Origin of the sequence: Paractinoplanes hotanensis (assembly GCF_023717965.1) — a bacterium.
In the GTDB taxonomy this organism is placed as follows: domain Bacteria; phylum Actinomycetota; class Actinomycetes; order Mycobacteriales; family Micromonosporaceae; genus Actinoplanes; species Actinoplanes polyasparticus.
The window spans coordinates 200,324-216,693 of record NZ_JAMQOL010000038.1; the positions used below are offsets into that span (position 1 = coordinate 200,324).

At 70.9% G+C, this 16,370-nt stretch carries 16 protein-coding genes; 13 read left to right on the forward strand and 3 right to left on the reverse strand.

The window, feature by feature from the left end:
• The first annotated feature begins 61 nt into the window (after nt 1–61).
• From LXN57_RS48005 to hypE, 11 genes are read left to right on the forward strand one after another with little or no spacing between them, the layout of a single operon-like run.
• On the forward strand, nt 62–196 hold the full coding sequence (locus LXN57_RS48005) for a hypothetical protein (RefSeq protein WP_285904680.1): 135 nt from the start codon (nt 62–64) through the stop codon (nt 194–196).
• A 46-nt stretch (nt 197–242) separates the two neighbouring features.
• Nucleotides 243–1,367 (forward strand): 4Fe-4S dicluster domain-containing protein, encoded by a 1,125-nt coding sequence (locus LXN57_RS27090; RefSeq protein WP_251801040.1) that lies wholly within the window; start codon nt 243–245, stop codon nt 1,365–1,367.
• Complete coding sequence (locus tag LXN57_RS27095; RefSeq protein ID WP_251801041.1) at nt 1,364–1,843, forward strand: cyclic nucleotide-binding domain-containing protein; 480 nt, start codon at nt 1,364–1,366, stop codon at nt 1,841–1,843. The genes LXN57_RS27090 and LXN57_RS27095 overlap by 4 nt, the downstream gene beginning before the upstream one ends.
• Nucleotides 1,840–2,697 (forward strand): FAD/NAD(P)-binding protein, encoded by an 858-nt coding sequence (locus LXN57_RS27100; protein WP_251801042.1) that lies wholly within the window; start codon nt 1,840–1,842, stop codon nt 2,695–2,697. Before LXN57_RS27095 ends, LXN57_RS27100 begins: the two co-directional genes overlap by 4 nt.
• Nucleotides 2,697–3,512 carry an NADH-quinone oxidoreductase subunit B family protein gene (locus LXN57_RS27105; RefSeq protein ID WP_251801043.1) on the forward strand — a complete coding sequence of 272 codons (816 nt, stop codon included), beginning with the start codon at nt 2,697–2,699 and terminating at the stop codon, nt 3,510–3,512. Before LXN57_RS27100 ends, LXN57_RS27105 begins: the two co-directional genes overlap by 1 nt.
• On the forward strand, nt 3,509–4,807 hold the full coding sequence (locus LXN57_RS27110; protein WP_251801044.1) for a Ni/Fe hydrogenase subunit alpha: 1,299 nt from the start codon (nt 3,509–3,511) through the stop codon (nt 4,805–4,807). The genes LXN57_RS27105 and LXN57_RS27110 overlap by 4 nt, the downstream gene beginning before the upstream one ends.
• Nucleotides 4,808–4,821: 14 nt before the next feature.
• Nucleotides 4,822–5,304: a hydrogenase maturation protease gene (locus LXN57_RS27115; protein ID WP_251801073.1), complete on the forward strand. Its 483-nt coding sequence runs from the start codon at nt 4,822–4,824 to the stop codon at nt 5,302–5,304.
• Nucleotides 5,301–7,610 carry a carbamoyltransferase HypF gene (gene hypF, locus LXN57_RS27120; protein ID WP_251801045.1) on the forward strand — a complete coding sequence of 770 codons (2,310 nt, stop codon included), beginning with the start codon at nt 5,301–5,303 and terminating at the stop codon, nt 7,608–7,610. Before LXN57_RS27115 ends, hypF begins: the two co-directional genes overlap by 4 nt.
• A 1-nt stretch (nt 7,611) precedes the next feature.
• A complete protein-coding gene (locus tag LXN57_RS27125) occupies nt 7,612–7,860 on the forward strand; it encodes a HypC/HybG/HupF family hydrogenase formation chaperone (protein ID WP_251801046.1) in 249 nt (82 codons plus the stop codon).
• Nucleotides 7,857–8,969, forward strand: coding sequence for a hydrogenase formation protein HypD (gene hypD, locus LXN57_RS27130; RefSeq protein ID WP_251801047.1), 1,113 nt, complete (start codon nt 7,857–7,859; stop codon nt 8,967–8,969). The genes LXN57_RS27125 and hypD overlap by 4 nt, the downstream gene beginning before the upstream one ends.
• Nucleotides 8,966–10,021 carry a hydrogenase expression/formation protein HypE gene (gene hypE, locus LXN57_RS27135; RefSeq protein ID WP_251801048.1) on the forward strand — a complete coding sequence of 352 codons (1,056 nt, stop codon included), beginning with the start codon at nt 8,966–8,968 and terminating at the stop codon, nt 10,019–10,021. Before hypD ends, hypE begins: the two co-directional genes overlap by 4 nt.
• A 247-nt stretch (nt 10,022–10,268) precedes the next feature.
• Here the strand turns inward: hypE and LXN57_RS27140 are convergent, their stop codons facing one another.
• The 3 genes from LXN57_RS27140 to LXN57_RS27150 form a co-directional block, all read right to left on the reverse strand.
• Nucleotides 10,269–10,745, reverse strand: a complete 477-nt coding sequence (locus LXN57_RS27140; RefSeq protein WP_251801049.1) for a universal stress protein — start codon at nt 10,743–10,745, stop codon at nt 10,269–10,271.
• Nucleotides 10,746–10,818: 73 nt separating this feature from the next.
• Nucleotides 10,819–12,360, reverse strand: coding sequence for a GAF domain-containing protein (locus LXN57_RS27145; RefSeq protein WP_251801050.1), 1,542 nt, complete (start codon nt 12,358–12,360; stop codon nt 10,819–10,821).
• A gap of 63 nt (nt 12,361–12,423) precedes the next feature.
• The gene (locus LXN57_RS27150) at nt 12,424–12,675 is read right to left on the reverse strand and encodes a hypothetical protein (RefSeq protein ID WP_251801051.1); all 252 of its coding nucleotides are present in this window, start codon (nt 12,673–12,675) and stop codon (nt 12,424–12,426) included.
• Between the two features lie 318 nt (nt 12,676–12,993).
• Between LXN57_RS27150 and LXN57_RS27155 the strand changes: the two genes are divergently transcribed.
• Both LXN57_RS27155 and LXN57_RS27160 read left to right on the forward strand, forming a co-directional pair.
• Nucleotides 12,994–15,312 carry a heavy metal translocating P-type ATPase gene (locus LXN57_RS27155; protein WP_251801052.1) on the forward strand — a complete coding sequence of 773 codons (2,319 nt, stop codon included), beginning with the start codon at nt 12,994–12,996 and terminating at the stop codon, nt 15,310–15,312.
• Nucleotides 15,309–16,358, forward strand: coding sequence for a permease (locus tag LXN57_RS27160; protein ID WP_251801053.1), 1,050 nt, complete (start codon nt 15,309–15,311; stop codon nt 16,356–16,358). The genes LXN57_RS27155 and LXN57_RS27160 overlap by 4 nt, the downstream gene beginning before the upstream one ends.
• Nucleotides 16,359–16,370 lie beyond the last annotated feature (12 nt).

The window sequence follows — 16,370 nt, forward strand, 5'->3', positions numbered from 1 at the left end:
GTCTCCGGCTCACTGGCCAGAGCTTTGTTCACCCGGCGGCCCTCATCGCGAAGGAGCCGTCATGTCCGGAAAGTCCCCGCGGAAGGACAGCGAGAAGAAGAAGGGCAAGACCCTGAAGGAGAAGCAGCACGCGAAGCAGATCAAGCGTGCCCTGCAGACGGGTCGGACCTCGAACATCCCGCCTACAGGTCATTGAGAGCGCCGCCGTGCCCCCGGAGACGCACGAAGGCTCGGCGCCGCGCGTGATCATCGATGCGGCGGCGCTGGCTGAGCTCTTCTCCGCGCTGCACGCGCGCGGCTACACGATCGTCGGGCCCACCGCCCGCGACGGGGCGATCATGCTGGCCGAGCTGTCGTCCGCCGCCGAGCTGCCGTACGGCTGGGGTGTCGAGACGGAGGCGGGCCGATATCGCCTGCGTGCCCGTGGAGACCAGGCGGCCTTCGGTCATTCGGCCGGACCGCAATCGTGGAAGGACATCCTGCGCCCGTCTCGGGAGAAGCAGTGGTCGGCGGACCGCACCTCCGACGGTGTGGTGGTCACCGAAGCGGTGGAGCGACACCGGTACGCGTTGCTCGGCGTCCGCCCGTGCGACATCGCGGCGATCCGGATCCTGGACCGCGTGCTGACCGGCGGAAGGCACACGGACCCGCAGTACGCCGGCCGCCGGGACGGCAACTTCGTGATCGCTGTGGAGTGTACGGAGCCCGGCGCCACCTGCTTCTGCACGTCGATGGGGACCGGTCCGCATGCGGACGCGGGTTTCGATCTGGCCATGACCGAACTGGTCGACGGCGGCGACCACCGGTTCGTCGTGCGAGCCGGCACCGCGGTCGGGGCCGAAGTCATGTCTGTCCTGCCGGGGCGGCCGGCCGATGACGCGACGGTGTCGCACGCCGCCGGCGCGGTGGCGCAGGCCGCGTCGATGATGAGCCGGTCGATGCCGGTCGACGGCCTGCCGGGGCTGCTGGCGGCGAGCCGCGAGTCGCCGCACTGGGACGATGTCGCCTCCCGGTGCCTCACCTGCGGCAACTGCACCATGGTCTGTCCCACCTGCTTCTGCAGCACCACCGAGGACGTCACCGACCTCACCGGTGACCACGCGGAGCGGTGGCGGCGGTCGGACTCGTGCTTCGACCTCGACTTCTCGTACCTGCACGGGGGCAGCGTGCGTACCAGCGGCCAGTCACGGTACCGGCAGTGGATCAGCCACAAGCTCGGCACCTGGCACGACCAGTTCGGTTCGTCCGGGTGCGTCGGCTGCGGCCGGTGCATCGCCTGGTGCCCGGCCGGGATCGACATCACCCAGGAGGTGGCCGCGCTGTCGCTTCTGCAGCTGGCGGCGCCTCCGCCGGAGGAGGAGCCGTGAGCAACGATCTCGCCGACCGCGTGTCGGCCCTGCCGTTCTTCGCCGGGCTCGCGCCGCGCCTGCTGGACGACCTCTGCGCGGCCGGCCGGCCGGTGACGTACAACCCAGGCGAGCGATTGTTCGCCGAGGGCGGCGAGGCGGACCAGTTCTGGCTGATCGAAAGCGGCACCGTGGCCTTGGACCTGCGGGTGCCGGGGCGGGGTGACCACGTGATCGAGACCCTGACCGCGGGCACGGTGGCCGGCTGGTCCTGGCTGTATCCGCCGTACCGCTGGAACTTCGGCGCGACAGCGCGTACACCGCTGCGGGCCGTGGTGTTCGACGCCGTCGCGGTGCGCGGCCGGTGCGACGCGGATCCGGCGTTCGGCTATGCGATGCTGCGCTTGTTCACGCCGGTCATCGCCGAGCGCCTGCAGGCCACCCGGCTGCGGCTGCTCGACCTGTACGCGACACCGGCCCAGGCGGGGAAGCCGTGAGCGCCCCGGCGCCGGCCGTAGAGATCGGCTTGTCGGTGCCCCGGACGTACCGGGTGACCTCCCGGCGAATCGACACCGACGACACGGTCACGCTCGCCATCGAGTCCGACGCCGACCCGCTCGCGCAGTTCGCGCCCGGGCAGTTCGCGATGCTCACGGCGTACGGGATCGGTGAGGTACCGATCTCGGTGAGCGCGATCGGCGAGCCGGAGCAGGGCCGGGCCCGCCGGCTGGTGCACACGCTGCGGGCGGTCGGCGCGGTGACCCGGGCGCTGCACGCCGCCCGGCCCGGCGACGTCATCGGCGTGCGCGGACCGTTCGGCACCAGCTGGGACGTGGCCTCCGCGGCTGGCCACGACGTGGTGATCGTCGCCGGCGGGATCGGGCTGGCGCCGCTGCGCCCGGTCGTCCGTTCGGTGCTGGCCGACCGGGCGCGCTACGGACGGGTGGCGGTGCTGATCGGCGGGCGTACCCCGGCCGACCTGTTCTACCGCGACGAGGTGTCGTCCTTCGCGGCGGCCGGAGCCGAGGTGGCGGTGACCGTCGACCGGCCGGCGGACGGCTGGACCGGGCAGGTCGGCGTCGTCACCACCCTGATCCCGCCGGCCCGCTTCGACCCGGCCCGGACCGTGGCGTTCCTCTGCGGGCCGGAGATCATGATGCGGTTCACCGCGCAGGCGCTCATCGCCCGCGGCGTCGCGGCCCATCGGGTGCGGGTGTCGCTGGAGCGCAACATGCGCTGCGGCGCGGGCTGGTGCGGGCACTGCCAGCTCGGCCCGATGCTGGTGTGCCGGGACGGCCCGGTGATCGACTACGCGCGGGCCGAACCGCTGATCTCGGTGCGGGAGTTGTGATGACCGACGTGAGACCGACCTTGGCCGTGTGGAAATTCGCTTCCTGCGACGGGTGCCAGCTGACCCTGCTCGACTGCGAGGACGAACTGCTCGCGGTGGCCGACCGGGTGCACATCGCCCACTTCCTGGAGGCGAGCCGCTCGGTCGAGCCCGGCCCCTACGACGTGTCCATCGTGGAGGGTTCGATCACGACGGAAGCCGACGTCGAACGCATCCATCGGGTCCGCGAGATGTCCGGCACCGTCGTGACGATCGGCGCCTGCGCCACTGCGGGCGGCGTGCAGGCGCTGCGCAACTTCGCCGACATCGACGAATTCACCGCCCTGGTGTACGCCCGGCCGGACTACATCTCCACCCTCGCCACCTCCACCCCGATCGCGGCACACATCGACGTCGACTACGAGCTGCATGGCTGCCCGATCGACCGCCGGCAACTTCTGGAGGTCGTCACGGCGCTGCTGGTCGGCCGCAAGCCCAACATCCCCGCGCACAGCGTCTGCTTCGAGTGCAAGCAGCGCCACAACGTCTGCGTCGTCGTCGCCCACGGCATTCCGTGCCTGGGACCGGTGACCCACGCCGGCTGTGGCGCGTTGTGCCCGGCCCACCACCGCGGCTGCTACGGCTGCTTCGGCCCGATGGAAACCCCCAACGCCGCCGCGCAGGCCGGACTGCTGCGAGCCACCGGGATGTCCGAGGACGACGTCGTACGCGCCTACCGCACCTTCAACACCTCGGCGTTCATCGAGCTGTCGAAGGTCACCGTCGGTCCTCCGCCCGGGGCCGGCCCCCACGACGTCCCACGGGAGCCGAGATGACCCACCGATCCGATCGCACGCTCGACGTACGGGCCTTGGCGCGGGTGGAAGGCGAAGGCGCGATGCACGTCCGCGTCCGCGACGGCTCGGTCGACCAGGTGCGCCTGGAGATCTACGAACCGCCCCGCTTCTTCGAGGCGCTGCTGCGCGGCCGCCGGCACACCGAACCTCCTGACATCACGGCCCGCATCTGCGGGATCTGCCCGGTGGCTTACCAGATGAGCGCCTGCGCGGCGATCGAGGACGCCTGTGGTGTGCGGGTCGAGGGCTCGATCGCCGCGCTGCGCCGCCTGCTCTACTGCGGCGAGTGGATCGAAAGCCACACCCTGCACATCTACCTGCTGCACGCCCCCGACTTCCTCGGCTACCCCAGCGCGCTGGACCTGGCCAAGGACCGGCGCGACCTGGTGGAACGGGGCTTGGCGTTGAAGAAGGCCGGCAACGACATCCTGGAACTGCTCGGTGGCCGGGCGATCCATCCGATCAACGTCCGGGTCGGCGGCTTCTACCGCACGCCGCTGCCCCGCGAGCTCGTCCCGCTGCGCGACACCCTTCGAACGGCCCTGGACCAGGCCCTCGACACGGTGCGATGGGTGGCTGGATTCGACTTCCCGGACTTCGAGCACGATCACGAGTTGCTCGCCCTGACCACACCCGGCCGGTACGCCATCGAGACCGGCACCGTGGCCACCACGGGCGGACCCGGATTCACCCCGCAACAGTTCGAGGAGCACGTGATCGAGGAACACGTGCCGCACTCCACCGCCCTGCATGCCCACCTCGCCGGTCGGGGCGCCTACCTGACCGGGCCGGCGGCCCGCTACACGCTGAATCGGCAGTGGTTGTCGCCGCTGGCGGCCCAGGCGGCCACCGCCGCCGGCTTGGGCGCCGATTGCCGCAACCCGTACCGCAGCATCGTGGTGCGGGCGGTCGAGACCGTTTACGCCGTCGAGGAGGCGCTGCGGCTCATCGACGAGTACGAGCCGCCGCCCCAGCCGTACGTGGACGTGCCGCCGCGGGCGGCCGTCGGCTACGGGGCCACCGAAGCGCCCCGGGGCACCCTGTTCCACCGCTACGGCCTGGACTCCGACGGACTGATCACCTCGGCCCGGATCGTCCCGCCCACCTCGCAGAACCAGGCCGCCATCGAGGACGACCTGCGCCGGTTCGTCGCGGCCCGGCTGGACCTCGACGACGAGCGCCTGACCCGGGACTGCGAACAGGCGATCCGCAACTACGACCCGTGCATCTCGTGCGCCACGCACTTCCTCGATCTGACCGTGGACCGGGGGTGATCGGCGTGCCCGCGATGCGCCGGGTGGTGATCGGGGTCGGTAACGAGTACCGGTGCGACGACGGGTTCGGTCCCCTGGTCGTCGCGGCGCTCGCCGACCGGCGGTCCCGGGACCCGCAGCTCGCCGGCGTCGACTTGCGGATCAGTGACGGCGATCCGGCCCGGATGCTGGACCTGTGGGCGGGCGCGGGCCTGGCGGTGGTGGTCGACGCCGTGCGGGACGGGGGCGGCACCCCGGGCCGCGTGTATGAGCTGGTTCTCGACGAACTGGACGGCTTGGCCGAGAACGCCTCCGCCAGTTCGCACGGGATCGGACTGGGTAGCACAGTGGCGCTGGGCCGGGCCCTCGACCGGTTGCCCCGCCGGCTGGTGGTGCTCGCCGTGGCTGGGCGCGAGTTCGGCTTCGGTGTCGAGCTCACTGCGCAGGTGGCCGCCATGGTGGAGCCGGTGGCCGACCGTGTCGGTGAGCTGGTGGCCCGGGCCGGGGTGGGGCCGTGACGGCCGTCGTCGGGGAGGCCGCGGCCTGGTCGGTCCGGGTCCGGGGGACCGTTCAGGGCGTCGGGTTCCGGCCCTTCGTGTATCGGCTGGCCAGCGAGCTGGGACTCGATGGCACGGTCCACAACGACGGCGGAGAGGTGGTCATCGAAGTCGCCGGTCCCGATGACCTGGTGCGGCAATTGGTCGACGCGCTCCGGCCGGGCGCACCGGCGGCAGCCGACGTCACCGAGGTCACCGTCAGCAGAACGGCCACCCGGCCACCATCCGGCTTTCAGGTCGTCCACAGCGAGGCCGGGGCCGTACCGCCAGGATTCACCGGCCTTCCCGCCGACCTCGCCACCTGCGCCGACTGCCTGGCGGAGCTGTTCTCGCCGGCTGACCGCCGCTTCCGGTACCCGTTCATCAACTGCACCGCCTGCGGGCCTCGCGCCACCATCGTCGACGAATTGCCGTACGACCGGGCCCGTACCGCGATGACAGGTTTTCCGCTCTGCCGGCGTTGCGCGGCCGAATACCACAACCCGGCCGACCGCCGTTTCCACGCCGAGCCGGTCGCCTGCCCCCGGTGCGGTCCTCAGCTGACGTGGAGCGCCGGGCGCCGGACCGCGTCCGGTGGTCAGGCGCTCTCCACGGCGATCGGCGCGATCTCGGTCGGCCGGATCGTGGCCGTGAAGGGCCTGGGCGGCTACCAGCTGATCTGTGACGCCGTCAACGCCGTCGCGGTCAGCCGGCTCCGGCGGCGGAAGCATCGGCCCCGCAAACCGTTCGCGGTGATGGTCGCCGACCTCACCGCGGCGGCGGCCGTCGCCGAACTCACCGACGCCGACCGCGAGACCCTGGTCTCTCCGGCCCATCCCATCGTCCTGGTCCCGGTACGGCCCGAGGCGGGACTGGCCGCCGGTGTCGCACCCGGGCTGGACCGGATCGGACTCTTCCTGCCTTACACACCGCTGCACCACCTGCTCCTACGGGCACTCGCCCGGCCGCTGGTGGTGACGAGCGGCAACCGCGCCGACGAGCCGATCGCCGTCGACGACTCCGACGCCGCGGACCGTCTCGCCGGCATCGGTGACGGCTTCCTCAGCCACGACCGGCCGATCCGTGCCCGCTACGACGATTCGGTGGTGCAGGTCGTGGCCGGCACTCGCCGGATCATCCGCCGTGCCCGAGGGTACGCGCCGGCGGAGCTGGCCCTGCCCGTCGCCGCGCCGCGACCGATCCTCGCGGTCGGCGCGCAGCTCAAGCACACCTTCACGCTGGCCCGCGGTGGGCGCGCCCTGATCGGCCCGCACGGTGGTGATCTGGCCGACGCCGACACACTCGCCGCCCTGCACGAGACCGTCGACCAGCTCAGCCGCCTGCACCGGTTCACGGCCGAAGTCGTCGCCCATGATCTGCACCCCGGATACCTCTCCACCGGGTACGCCCGGGCAGCGACGCCCGGCGACCGGGTCGGCGTGCAGCATCACCATGCCCACGTGGTGTCCTGCGCCGCCGAGCACGGGGTCGAAGGGCCGTTCCTCGGCGTCGCCTACGACGGGCTCGGGTACGGCGACGACGGGACGCTCTGGGGTGGCGAGGTGCTGCTCGCGACCTATACCGGCTTCCGGAGGCTGGGCCGGTTCGGGCGAGCGCCGCTGCCGGGCGGTGAGGCCGCGATCCGCCGCCCCGCCCGGATGGCGCTCGGATACCTGTACGGCGGCGAGTTCCCCCTGCCGGCGGCGCCCCCAGCCGCCCTGGTCGGCCGGATGCCCGTTGCGGAGCAGGCGACGATCCTGCGGATGATCGAGCGCGGAGTGCACAGCCCGCACGCCTCCAGCGCCGGCCGCTTCTTCGACGCGGTGGCGAGCCTCCTCGGGCTCTGCGACGACGCGGGTTACGAGGCGGAGGCGGCGGTCCTGCTGGAGACGGCCGCACATCGGGCCACCGGGCCGGTGCGGTCGTTGCCCTGGCGGGTGGCCGAGTCGGGTGGGCTGTGGGTCTACGACTGGTCGCCGACTTTCGCCGCCCTGCTCGACCGGTCCGCAGCCGGCGTGCCGGTCACCGAACTCGCCGCCGCGGTGCACCGTACCGTCGTCGAGGTGACCGTGGCACTCTGTGCCCGCGCCGCCGAGCGCACGGGCGTCACCGTCGTCTGCCTCTCCGGCGGCTGCCTGCAGAACCGCATCCTCGCCACCGACCTGCCCGTCGCGCTACGAGCCGCGGGATTGACCGCACTGCTCAACCGGAACGTGCCGGCCAACGACGGCGGCATCAGCTACGGGCAGGCCGTGGTCGCCGCGGCCCGGCTCGCCGAAGGAGACTGACATGTGCCTGGGGATTCCCGGCCTGATCACCGAGGTCGAGGAGAGCGACGGCCTGCGGACCGGCACGGTCGACTTCGGCGGCGTCCGAAAACGGGTCTGTCTGGTTTACACCCCGGACGCCGGACGCGGCGACTACGTGATCGTCCACGTCGGTTTCGCCATCAGCGTCGTCGACGTCGCCGAGGCCGAACGCACCCTCGCCGTGCTGCGCGCCATGGACGGCGTGCTCGAACGGGAGCTGAACCCGTGAAATATCTCGACGAGTACCGCGATCCCGTTCTGGCCCGGGCGCTCCTGGCGGAACTGGCCGAGGTGACCACCCGTCCGTGGACTTTGATGGAGGTCTGCGGCGGGCAGACCCACACCATCGTCCGCCAGGGCATCGACGAGCTGCTGCCCGGCGGCATCCGTATGATCCACGGCCCGGGCTGCCCGGTCTGCGTCACGCCGCTGGAGGTGCTCGACCAGGCCATGGCGATCGCCCAGCGCCCCGGGACGATCCTCACGAGCTTCGGCGACATGCTGCGGGTTCCCGGCTCCCACACCGATCTGCTGTCGCTGCGGGCCCGCGGCGCCGACGTCCGGGTCGTCTACTCGCCGATGGACGCCGTCGACCTGGCCCGCCGGTCACCGGACATGCAGGTCGTCTTCCTCGCCGTCGGGTTCGAGACGACCGCGCCGGCGAACGCGATGGCCGTTCTGCACGCCGCCGCCCTGGGATTGACCAACTTCACCGTGCTGGTCAGCCATGTGCTCGTGCCGCCGGCCATGACCGCCGTGCTGCGCGCGGCAGACTGCCAGGTGCAGGGATTCCTGGCCGCCGGCCACGTCTGCGCGGTGATGGGCTGGACCGAGTACGAACCCCTCGCCGTCACCTATCAGGTCCCGATCGTGGTGACCGGCTTCGAACCGCTGGACCTGCTCGAGGGCATCCTGATGGCGGTCCGCCAACTCGAACAGGGCCGCCACGAGGTCGAGAACCAGTACGTTCGCGCTGTCCGCCGTCAGGGTAACGAGGCGGCACAGGAGGCGATCCGTCGAGTCTTCCGGGTCACCGACCGCGCCTGGCGCGGGATCGGCACCATCCCCGCCAGCGGACTCACCCTCACCGACCAGTTCGGCGCCTTCGACGCGCTGCGCCGCTTCGGCGTCGGCCACCTCACCGCGCGGGAACACCCGGACTGCGTGGCCGGCGACATCCTGACCGGCACGAAAGTCCCGACCGACTGCGTCGCCTACGGCACCTCGTGCACACCACGGACGCCGCTGGGCGCGCCCATGGTGTCGACCGAGGGGACCTGCGCGGCCTACTACAGCGCGGGACGCCGCGCCGTGCCCAGCGAAGGAGGAACACGATGACCGCGGTGGATCCCGCAACCGGCACGTGCCCGGTGCCGCTGCCGGAAACCGAGCGGGTGCTGCTCGGGCACGGATCCGGGGGACGCCTCTCGGCCGAGCTGATCGACGAGGTGCTCCTGCCCGGCCTCGGCGCGGCCGCACCGGGTGGCCCGCTGGAGGATGCCGCGGTGGTCACCCTCGCCGGATCGGACCTGGTGCTCAGCACCGATGCGTACGTCGTGGATCCGCTCTTCTTCCCCGGTGGCGACATCGGCGTGCTCGCCGTGCACGGCACGGTCAACGACCTGGCGATGCGCGCTGCGATGCCGATCGCGCTGACGGTCGCGTACATCGTGGAGGAGGGCCTGCCGATCGAAGATCTGCGCCGGGTGGCCGCATCCGTCGGCGCTGCCGCCGTGGCCGCCGGTGTGCCGGTGGTCACCGGCGACACCAAGGTTGTCGGCAAGGGCGCCGCCGACCGCCTGTTCGTGATCACCGCCGGGTTGGGCCGCCGGCTGCCGGGGGCGGCGCCGACTGCGGCGGGCGCGCGCCCGGGCGACGCCGTCCTGATCTCCGGCCCGATCGGCTGCCACGGCATCACCGTGCTGAGCACCCGGGAGGGCCTGGGCTTCGAGGCGGACGTCGCCTCCGACACCCGGCCGCTGCACCGGCTCGTCGCAGACATGGTCGATGCCGGCGGCCTGAACCTGCACACCTTGCGCGACCTCACCCGCGGGGGATTGGCGTCGGCGCTCAACGAGATCGCCGCCGCCTCCAAGGTCGGCATCGAGATCGAGGAGTCCGCGCTGCCGGTTCCCGAGCCGGTCCGGGCCGCGTGCGAGATGCTCGGCCTTGACCCGGCCTACGTGGCCAACGAGGGCTGCCTGGTCGCGTTCGTCGCGCCGGGCGCGGCGGAGGCGGTGCTGGCCGCCATGCGGTCGACTCCGGAGGGCGCTGAGGCGGTCCGGATCGGTGTTGTGCACGACCACGGGCCGGTTCTGGTGCGTACCGCGGTGGGATCGCGCCGGGTGCTCGACATGCTGCTCGGCGAACAGCTGCCGCGGATCTGCTGACGGTCCCGGCCGGTCGCGGTCGTCACGCCGGGACGTTGGGCCCGGATCGGACGGCCGATGGGCCCTGCCGTCCGTGTGCGGTCCGGTGAATGCTGAGGGGGACGGGCGGAAACGCTCGAATCAAGGCCGGTAGACATGCGGCAACTACCCGAACAGGGTGAGGCGGACCGAGGGACTCCCCGCGCCTACATGCGAGGTTCGACTCCTCGCCCGGCCACCGCAGGTCCGCGGCGCCGTGTCACCGTTGTCAGCCGAGGCCAGTGGGGACGAGAAGCACCGCACAGGTGGCATTGGTCGCGACATCCTGGCTGACCGAGCCGAGCGTGAAGGGCGATCGCCGATCTGGTCGGCGTGGGTCGCGGGCGCCCAGCACGATCAGGTTCGCCTGCTGGGCGGCCATGAGCAGCACCGTGGCGGGGTCGCCATAGCGGACGTCCAGGTGGACCGCGGTGGGGGGCCGCTCGTCGTCGAGATGTTCGCTGAGGTGCTGACGCAGCTTCACCGTGACGGCTTGAATGCGGGCCGGACGCGGAGCGAGGGCCGCAGGGGCATCGGCATCGACGAAGGGAAGTCCTGCGGTGAGGACATGAACAAGCGAGAGTTCGGCCCTGCTCCACCATGCGTGCTCGAGAGCTGCCGTCAGGACCGGATTGTGATCGAGATCGATGCCGTCGATGCCGACGACGATGCGCTGGGATGATGCCTTCACGGTGTTCGCCTCCACCCGTGAGGGTGGGGGAGATGATCAGCGACGGACAGAGGCATAGGTCACATGATGACTGCCTTTCGCCGGATGTTCAGTGATGTTCCGTGCCGGCGTCGCGGCCCCGGGTGGACGCCGCATCCGGGCTCTTCCGCGGTGAGCCGGCGCCCAGCGAGTACACGACGTTGCGGATGTCCCGGATGATCGCGTCGACTTCGCTGATCTGATTCTGCACGGCGGCGCGCTGGGTGGGGTGCTCGATACGCGCGGCGGTCGTCTGCAGTTCGAGTCCGAGGGTGAACAGCCGATGGATGACGTGATGGCGGAGGTCGTCGCCGATCTGCTCCCGGTCGGAGAGCCGCTGCAGCTCGGCATTGTCGGTGCGGGTCCGGCTCAGCTGCAGGGCCAGAGCGGTGTGCGAGGCGACCGCGGTGACCAGGTCCAGGTCGAGTTCGTCGAACGGGTCGGCCTCGGGAGCACGGGAGACGGTCAGGACGCCGTCGACGTTGCCTTCGCGAAGGAAAGGGACCGCGACGGTCTGCCCGATGGTGGCGCCGGTGCGTTCCGCGGTCGCGGTGGTGCGCGGATCGGTGCCCGGATCGGCGATGACCACGAGCTTCCCGGTGGTGACGGCGGTCCCGCTGACCGAATCGGCGATCGGCACCAGGGCGTCCTGCCAGGCGTCGTAGGCGCTTCCCTCGGTGGCGGCGACGCGCAGTTGCCGTGGGTCGCAGGTCGGCACCAGTACGCCGGCGCCGGTGCCGGCAAGTGTGTCGCAGGCATGGCGGACCAGTTGCTGAAGCACCTCGTCAGAGTCCGTGCCGGCGAGCAACTGAGTGCTGACGTCGATCATGGATGTCTGCCAGACGTGCCGGCGCCGGCTGTCGTCCAGCAGGGTGGCATTGGTGATCGCGGCGGCCGCCGCGGTGGCCAGAGCCTGCACCAACTGTTCGTCGTCCGCGGTGAACTCACCACCGTCGCGTTTGTCGGTCAGATAAAGGTTGCCGAAGACCCGGTCACCGTCCTGGACAGGCACTCCGAGCAGCGTACGCATCGGCGGGTGGCCTTCCGGAAAGCCGGCCGAGGCGCAGTGTTCCGTCATGTCGGCCAGTCTCAGGGTTTGCGGGTGTTCGACGAGCAGTCCCAGCAGTCCCTTGCCTTCGGGCAGGTGCCTGATGCGCGCTACCTCATCCGGGTCCATGCCGGTGTGGACGAACTGAACCAGTCGGCCGTGCTTGACGACGCCGAGGGCGGCATAGTGGACGTCGACGAGACTCCGGGCGGCCTCGACCACATGCCGGAGAACCTCGTCGAGGGTGTTGGCCCGTCCGACCTCCAGGAAGGCCTGCAGCAGTCCCCGAAGCCGGCCTTGGGTGTCCTGGAACTCCCGGGCACGCAGGAGGAGCTGCTCCACAACCTCGTCCAGTTCCAGCCGAGCGGCCTGGACGAACGGCATTCCCGTCGGTGGATTACCGGCCTCGCGACCGTCGGCATCATTGTGATCATGAGCAGGTGAGCCGCGCATGATGTCACCACCTGACTGCGCCGGCGTCGGCGCCGACACCAGCGGCCAGTCTTGCAGGGGACGGGCCGGCGCGACAGTGGTGGGCATAACTAGAGCTAGATCATTTGTCATGATTGTGGCTTTATTGCCGTTATGCCTGGTCCGAAGCGTCGACCGGTGCCAATTTAGGCAGGTTTAGACCGCCTGCGCCTTACTGGAGGGGCTGATTCGCTGATCGTCGTCCAGCGGTTCCATGCCGATCGCGACGGCCTCGGGTGCGGGCTGCTGCTCGGCGATCTCCTGCGGATCGATGCCGAGGGTACGGAGCAGGGACGCATTGCGTGCGGTGTCGACCAAGGGGGATAGCTGCCGGTCGACCCAGTCGGCCCGCTCAGGCAGTCCCCGGGCGCGCAGGTTCGCGACGATCGCCGCCTTGTCGATGTGCATGATCTGACTCCTCCTGGGCTCCCGAGGCCGTGCCGGCGACGCCGGCGGTGGGCCTGAGTGGTGCGCCCGGTTCCAGACTGGTGTCGCAGGCTCCCGGTCGCCAGGGCCATCGGACCTTGAGATTCTTGTGGGCCGGCGGCGCGGTGAAGAAGCGCGGCTCTTCCGAGAACGGCGAGCCCGCCCTTCCAAGGGTGCTGTTCGGCCCTGGTGCGCACCGCCCGCGGGAAGGAACCTGGGTGCCGGGAGGGGCTGATGACGGTCGATACCGAAATCCCCGCGCCGAGCGCGCACGGTCGGTCGCGGCGTGGGGAGGACTTCATGCGCGGGTGGTGGAAACGACGGGAGCAGGTTCTGTTCGCGGTGACGACGCTGCTGTTGATGGTCGGCGCGGTGGTCGCGATCATGGGAGCTACGAGCGCGGCGAACGCGGTGTGGACGGCCGCGACCCTGATCGGGCTGGTGTACTCGACGGCGTCGTTGATCGCCGCGGTTCGGCGGCGCCAGCCAAGCGTTGATGTGATCGCGTGGCTGGCGCTGGCGGGCGCGTTGTGGGTCGGTGAAGCACCCGCCGGCGCCGTGATTGCGGTCATGCTGGCCAGCGGTGTGCTGCTGGAAGCGCGCGCCGCGGCCCGGGCCCGCCGTGAGCTCAGCGCGCTGGTGGCCCGGGCCCCGCGCACCGCGCGGCGGGACACGGCGACAGGGCCGATCGAAGTGCCGGTCGCCGAGGTGGTTGTCGGGGACCGGCTCGTGGTCGGCTCGGGAGAGATCGTGCCGGTGGACGGGCGGCTGCGCGGTCCCGCGGTGCTCGACGAATCGGCGCTGACGGGAGAACCGCTGCCGGTCGAGCGCCGGGCGGGGGAGGACGTTCGCAGCGGAGTTGTCAACGCCGGGAGCCCGTTGCGGCTGACGGCCACCGAGACGGCTGAGGCGTCGACCTACGCCGGCGTGGTGCGTCTGGTCGAGCAGGCACAGGCGGCGAGCGCGCCGTTCGTGCGCATCGCCGACCGTTTCGCGGTGGCCTTCGTGCCGGTGACGCTGGTCCTGGCCGGTGTCGCCTGGGCGATCACGGGCGATCCGGTACGGGCGGTGGCGGTCCTCGTGGTGGCCACGCCCTGCCCTCTACTGCTGGCCGCACCCATAGCGATCATGTCGGGGATCTCCCGAGCCGCCCGCAACGGCATCGTCGTCAAGGGCGGCGAAGCTCTCGAACGGCTGGCCGCCGGCCGGGTCCTGCTGTTCGACAAGACGGGCACGTTGACCGCCGGTCGGCCGGTCCTCACCGACGTGGTCACTGCCGCGAACGGGCAACTGGCCGCCGGAGAGGTGTTGCGCCTTGCGGCGAGCCTGGACCAGGACTCCGCACACGTCCTGGCCAGCGCCATAGTCACCGCCGCCCACGACCGCGAACTGCGGTTGACGTCGCCGCGGGAGGTGCGCGAACGCCATGGCTACGGGGTGGAAGGTGTTGTCGACGGGCACCGCGTACGGCTGGGCAAGGCGACGTGGATCGTCACCGGTGAGTCACCGGCGTGGGTTCGACATGCCCGCCGGCGAGCTGCTCTCGACGGCTCGTTGACCGTGTTCGTTGCGGTCGACGACGTACCCACGGCCGTTCTGTTCCTGGAGGATCCGCTACGGCCACAGGCGCCTCGCATGGTCCGGGCGCTGCGGGCGGCGGGGATCACCCGCGTCCTGCTCGTGACCGGAGACCGCGCCGACACGGCCGAAGCCGTGGGACGTGTCGTCGGCGTCGACGCGGTGCGCGCCGACTGCGACCCCGGCGACAAGCTGGCCCTGGTTCGGGCCGAGCAGGAATCCGCCCCGACCATCATGGTCGGCGACGGCATCAACGACGCGCCGGCGCTGGCCGCCGCAGGCGTGGGGGTCGCTCTCGCGGCCCGGGGAGCCACGGCGTCCGCCGAGGCCGCCGATGTGGTGCTGACCGTCGATCGTATCGACGCGCTGGCCGACGCCATCCTCATCGCCCGGCGCTGCCGGAGGATCGCCCTCTGGGCGGTCACGGCCGGGATGGGGCTGTCGGCGGTGGCCATGGTCGCGGCCGCGATCGGATATCTGCCGCCCGTCGCGGGCGCTCTGCTGCAGGAAGGGATCGATGTCGCGGCCATAGGCATCGCCTTGACCGCCCTGCTGCCCGCGCCGTCGCACACCGTGGCGATGAAACCGGCCGACATCGCCACGGCCCAGCGGCTTTACGCCGAGCACCGTGAAGTGCGCCCGCTGGTGGAACAGGTGCGCACGGTCGCCGACGCGCTGAACCGGCCGCCGTACGACCTGCGTCCGGTCCGCGAGCTGCTGGACGACCTTGAGAGCCGTTTGCTGGTCCATGAACACGCGGAGGAGGCCGAACTACTGCCGATCATGGCCCGGGCGCTCGGCGGGGTCGAGGTGACGAGCGGGCTCAGCCGTACTCATGCCGAGATCGACCATCAGACCGCACGCCTGCGCCGGACGGTGGACGACCTTGTGCAAGAAGCGGAGCCGGAGGACGTCACCGACGTGCGGCGGCTGCTCTACGGTCTCTACGCGATACTGCGGCTGCACAACGCGCAGGAGGAGGAAGGGGCCTTCAGCCTCGTACCCGAGCGTCGCGCCGACGCGGAGCGGACCCGGCCATGAGCGTTCTCGATCGCCTGCCGGCGTCCGCGCGGGGCCGGTGGCTGGTGCTGACCGGGGCCGCCACGGCGTGGAGCCTGGCCTATTGGGTCAACGGTTGGCTGTGGGACGTGTTGCTCTACGACACGATCGGCATGGCGCCGGCGGCGCGATCGACCGAGATGATCCACTTCTTCCTGTACGACAGCATCAAGATCACGTTGATGCTGGTGGGGATCATCTTCGTGGTGACCGTGTTGCGGTCGTACATGACCATCGAACGGACGCGTGCCCTGCTCGGCGGCAGGCGCGCGGGCGCCGGCAATGTGATGGCGGCCGGTCTCGGCGTGGCTACACCGTTCTGTTCGTGCAGCGCGGTGCCCGCGTTCATCGGGTTCGTTGCCGCCGGGGTCCCGATCGGGGTCACCCTCAGCTTCCTGATCGCCAGTCCGCTGGTCAACGAGATCGCCGTGGGCATGCTGTTCGCCATGTTCGGCTGGAAGATCGCGGCCGTCTACGTGACCGCCGGTCTAGCGGTCGCGATCGTGGGAGGCATCGTCCTGGGCCGTCTGGGCGCCCAGCGGTGGGTCGAGCCGTTCGTGTTCGAGACCAGGCTCGGCGGGCAGATCATCGACTCCACCGCCGGGCTCGGCCTCGACCAGCGGATCCAGATGGGCGCCGAGGAGGTCGCCGCGATCCTGCGCAGGATTTGGTTGTACCTGCTGATCGGCATCGGTGTCGGTGCGGTCATTCACGGCTGGGCGCCGGAGTCGTTTTTCGCCACCTACGCCGGATCCGGCGACGTCTTCGGGGTGCTGATCGCCGTCGTCGTCGGCATCCCGCTGTACTCCAACGCTGCCGGCGTCATGCCGCTGGTGCTGGCCCTGCACGAGAAGGGTCTGCCGATGGGCACTCTACTCGCCTTCATGATGAGCGTCGTGGCGCTGAGCCTGCCGGAGCTGATCCTGCTGCGCCGTGTGCTCAAGCCGCAACTGCTGGCCGCGTTCGTCGGTGTCGTGGGGGCCGGCATCGTCGCGGTCGGCTACCTGTTCAACGCCATCCTCGTCTGATCGACTGTCCTG